General features: G+C 63.0%; 3 protein-coding genes. All 3 read right to left on the reverse strand.

The features are described from left to right. Positions 1–341: 341 nt before the first annotated feature. Positions 342–914 carry a hypothetical protein gene (locus IZR01_RS48445; protein WP_194927810.1) on the reverse strand — a complete coding sequence of 191 codons (573 nt, stop codon included), beginning with the start codon at positions 912–914 and terminating at the stop codon, positions 342–344. Positions 915–993: 79 nt separating this feature from the next. After that, positions 994–3,603 carry a M48 family metalloprotease gene (locus IZR01_RS48450; protein WP_194927811.1) on the reverse strand — a complete coding sequence of 870 codons (2,610 nt, stop codon included), beginning with the start codon at positions 3,601–3,603 and terminating at the stop codon, positions 994–996. A gap of 2 nt (positions 3,604–3,605) precedes the next feature. After that, positions 3,606–4,088 (reverse strand): hypothetical protein, encoded by a 483-nt coding sequence (locus IZR01_RS48455; RefSeq protein ID WP_194927812.1) that lies wholly within the window; start codon positions 4,086–4,088, stop codon positions 3,606–3,608. Positions 4,089–4,256: the final 168 nt, after the last annotated feature.

A 4,256-nucleotide genomic window follows, 5' to 3' on the forward strand; every position in this document is an offset into this window, starting at 1 on the left:
CACTCCACAAGGCCGGATGGGCCAACATCGCCGCCGGACGCCGAGCCCACCTCGACCCCACAGCCGTTCTCACGCTCCACGGCATCCCGTGATCAACCGGACATCCGGGGAACACTCCGGGGCCCTGGGGCCGCGACAGCCCCGAGGGCATCAACCAGACCGACGCGCGCTGCGCATTCGGCTAGCGCAACCTGGTCACCAATGACTTGATGCCACGGTCAAGCTCGATGAGCCGGGAAGAGCTAGTTAGCCCAGACTCCCGCCACGGCAATAATAATAGTGATGGGAAGATGTGAACCGCTAATAGCGAACTGCATGGCCATGGGCGAGTTGGCAGACGTCTAACTACCAGGCTGCGGAACGCGCCACGACAGATCAGGACTCTTACGGTCAACCTCGACTGCTTGGTTGGTGGCACCTGCGGGGATATCAAACATGATCAGGCCGCTGATGCATTCACCGACGGTGAGCGGCTTGTTGTTCCCATCGGGATAGAGCGGGACGACTAGATCACTCTGTGACGGCTGTTTGGCTGGTGTGGCCGTGGTCCCGTCCGCCAGGATGACGTACCAGGGTGCCCAGGAAAGGCTCACCCTGGTGCTGGCCAGGCCTTTGTCCAAGCACATCTCGACCTGGACGGTGGCTGTGTGGTCTGGGTGAACGGCGTAGTGGCTGACAGTGAAACGATAAGAGAGATTGCCATCGGTTGTTACAGTCTGTGCCTCGCCCAGCAAGCCCTCTTGCTGAGGCAGTGCTTCGGGCTGCTGCGTTGATGTGAGGGACAGGATCCAGTTGTCGGTGTCATTTATAGCGGCGGCGGCATCGTAGGTATCATCGTAGGCGGCAAGGAACGGCACGGTTACGTCGCCGGACGACTTCGCTATCGTGTGACAAGCGGCCACAGCTATGTCCATGCGGCCTACCGCCTTCGCCCACAGTGCTTGGCCAGCTGCGACCGGTACGGGAAAGTAGGTATGCGACTTCCGGTCGGCTTCAAATACCGCGGCGCAGGCCGGAGGTACGGTCTTGTCCCAGACGGCCTGAGTGCTGGCATCGGTGGCGGCAGCTAAGTCCCGGGCAGCATCGCCGAAGGCTTGGTATGCGCTGATGTACGAGTTGGTCAGATCGTTCCCCGCGTACTTGAACCAAGCAATCGCTTGAAGGATTTGAGTCCGGGGCGACGGAGTTGACTGGGCAGCCAACAGCGCGGCCACCGAGGGGGCAGACGCCGAATTGGCTGGTCGCTCCGACTCGTAGATGGTGTCTGCAATCAGGGATCCCATTGCGACGAAAGCGGCGATCCCGATAGCTGCACGCCGCCTGGTTGGGTGCGCAACAACTGGCCTTTGTTCCGTTGATGTTGTCGTGGGGGTGTGCCAGCGCAACGTCACTGCCTGAACCGTTGCGGCCACCAATAGCGCGACCAACAGGCCGGAGCCGAGAATGTATCCGAGGGTCGGCTCGAACGTCCGGACGGGGGAAGGCTGGCTCGAATCTGCACTGCCGCTCGTTGCCAGTGTTGAACGGCCCCAGGCAGCCGTCGGCGGCGTTCTGCAACCAGACGACGACCAGACCGAGTACGCCGGTGATCCCTGCCGCGAGCAACCCTTGGATGAGTGGATAGCGCCCTCGCGCCATCCCCGTGGCGAATGCCGAGGTTACAGCCATGGCTGTAAGCAACACCAAGATGATCCAGACCGTCTCTGCGGCGAGCACGACGTAGCCGCCGTACGTCCGGACCGGCCTCAAGTACCAGTGCGTTGCCATCAGGGCGCCAACGATCAGTACACAGCCGATGGTGCCGATGCTGAGCGGCCGGGCAAGCTGCGGCCGCTCAGCATCGGCGAGTTCGGTACTGGGTGGTGCCTCCTGAGCAAGCCGTGGTGCCGGAGCGGCCGGGACACGCCTGCTCCATTGCGCAAGTGGTATGAGCCACAGCAGCGGCAAACCCCAGACGAAGTATTTGAACGTCATTTCCAGGCCGGGCATGGCGGTGATGAACGGCAGCGGCGCAACCTGCCAAGGCGGGTGTGATGGCAGCTGCAGCGCCGTCAGCACTTGGCCGTTGTCGAAGAGCCATCCGTGGAGAAGGAACGCGGAGTCCCACCACACCAAGATCACAGCTAGAGTCAAGCCTGGCGCGACCAGGCCTATGACCATAGCGAGTCTTAGGTTGGCGCGTGGGAAGGCTTTGATCCACAGCTCAGCGTATTGCGCCGTCCACGCGGTGATGGCTGAGGTTGCCGCGACGAGCACCAGGACGGCTTCGGGATGCTCCGGAACCCATCGACCGCCATCGTCGGCGTTGCGCAGCAGTTCCGCGGCGGCAAGCCCGAGGCCCGGCCATAGGCCGATGAGCCAACCAGATGGCGGTGCGGACCGGCTGACTGTGGCGGCCACGACCGCGCGCCACACCGCAATGCCGCCAATACCGACGACCAGTGCGGCAATGAATGCCTGGGGCAAGCTGCCCCAGTTGTCCGATTCAGGGATGAGGGCGTGTGCCGCGATATCGGCGGCGAAAGCGGTGATGAAGAGGACTGAGAACCGTGGCCGGAACAGAATGGAAGGATCGCGCAGCGCTGCGTGCCGTGCCGTCCATGATGGATGGGTCCGCCACAGCTGTGCGAAATTTGCTGAGGCTCTGCGCCACGCGCTGAGTCTGACGGCCTCCGCCGGGCCTTCGCGGTCCAGCATTGCGTTGTTCGACTGCGCGGTGCGGTCGGCATAGATCTCACGGGTACGCAGGATGTCGGCTCGGGTCAGGTACGCCAACACCACGATCAGGACTTCCAGCAGCAGCCCCGACTTGTCGGCTGTTGTCTCACCCCATGCGGCGGGAGTGTGCTCGGTGAGCAGCGAGATTACATCGTCCACCGCGCCGGGGAGCAGGGCTGCGATCAGAAACACTCGCCACACCGCGACGGTCGCATACGTGATGCCGACGTCACGGTTGGCGATATGGGCGAGTTCGTGAAGCATGACGGCGTTGAACCGGTCGGGATTCTTCTCGCGGATGCGGAGCAAGCCCAGGTTCAGCCGGATTCTCGGGTGACGCCGTGTTCCGAAGACGACCGCGCTGGCCGACGCCGCGCCAAGATCGACGTAGCAGTCGTCGAGGTTGAGCGTGACCGGCAGTTTTGAGTGGCGAACTAGCCCGGCGATGACAGTCGTCAGATCCCCTGCGGCATCAAAGCGTGCCAGCGGAACGTAGCGCGATCGGCGGGCCTTCCAGACCGGCAGCAGGCGATAGAGGACGGCGGCCGCAATGATCATCGTGCCGGTCACGACGAACTGCGCCCAGGACGTGTCGGGGACGTATCGGTGCAGGCAGGCCTCGTAGGCAGCGTAGTCACCCATCGCCGGCACGGTCCCGAGCATCGACCCAAGGTCCGGATTGCCACCGGCCGCGAGCAAACAACCGACGGCGTCGTTGCGGCTGCCATCGGCGAGGTGCGTGGCAACGTCACCGGTGATGCTGTAGGTCTCGGCGACAAACAAGAACAACAGCAGGACGAAGCGGAGCGTTGTTCCTGCAGCGAGGATTCGCTCGTCAGTGACGACTGGCCTGTCCGCGGCAGCGCTGCCAGTCGCGGCTGACACAGTCAGGCACCGTCGGTCAGGGCTATGGGACGGTTTGTGGCCTGCCGGAGTTGGTAACACACGCTGTCTGCGAAGGCCGATGCCTGGACTACACCGTTTTGCTGAAGGATGGCGAGAACCTTCTCATGCACGAGGGTCAACTCAGCCTCGCTGAGCTCCGGAACCGGAGCGGGCTTCTCACGCCGCAGTTTCTTACGGAGCGCGGTGCCAAGCCGCTTCAGTAGGAGGCTAAAGCCCTTCTTGGCGGCGTTCCCTGCCTGCTCTTTGGCCGCGGCCTTGATCGCCACCCACAGTGTCGGCGCCAGTAGTGCGACGGCCTCACTGACACCGAAACCAAGTGGGTCGTCGCGTTGTCCGGAACGGAGCAAGCGGCGTTCGATCATTTTCAAGTTCGAGCCGCGCAGTCCGGCGAACAGCCTCTGCTCATCGGGAGCTAGCTCGGAAAGGACAGCGTCTACCAGCTCGAAGACAACTGTGTCTGGCATGGCATCAGGCTTGGCGGTACCCACGAGACCCCCGAGGTGACTGAAGATCCACCATCCTGAAGTGGCTGGTCAGTGTGCTGGCATGGCATGGTTTGTGGGCGCTTGTGCTGGTCGTGCGGGGCTGTCTGTGGTCTCGATCGTTTGACGTTCCGCCGTTTCGTGGTCGTG

It is taken from the genome of Catenulispora pinisilvae (assembly GCF_015356865.1).
Taxonomy (GTDB): Bacteria; Actinomycetota; Actinomycetes; order Streptomycetales; family Catenulisporaceae; genus Catenulispora; species Catenulispora pinisilvae.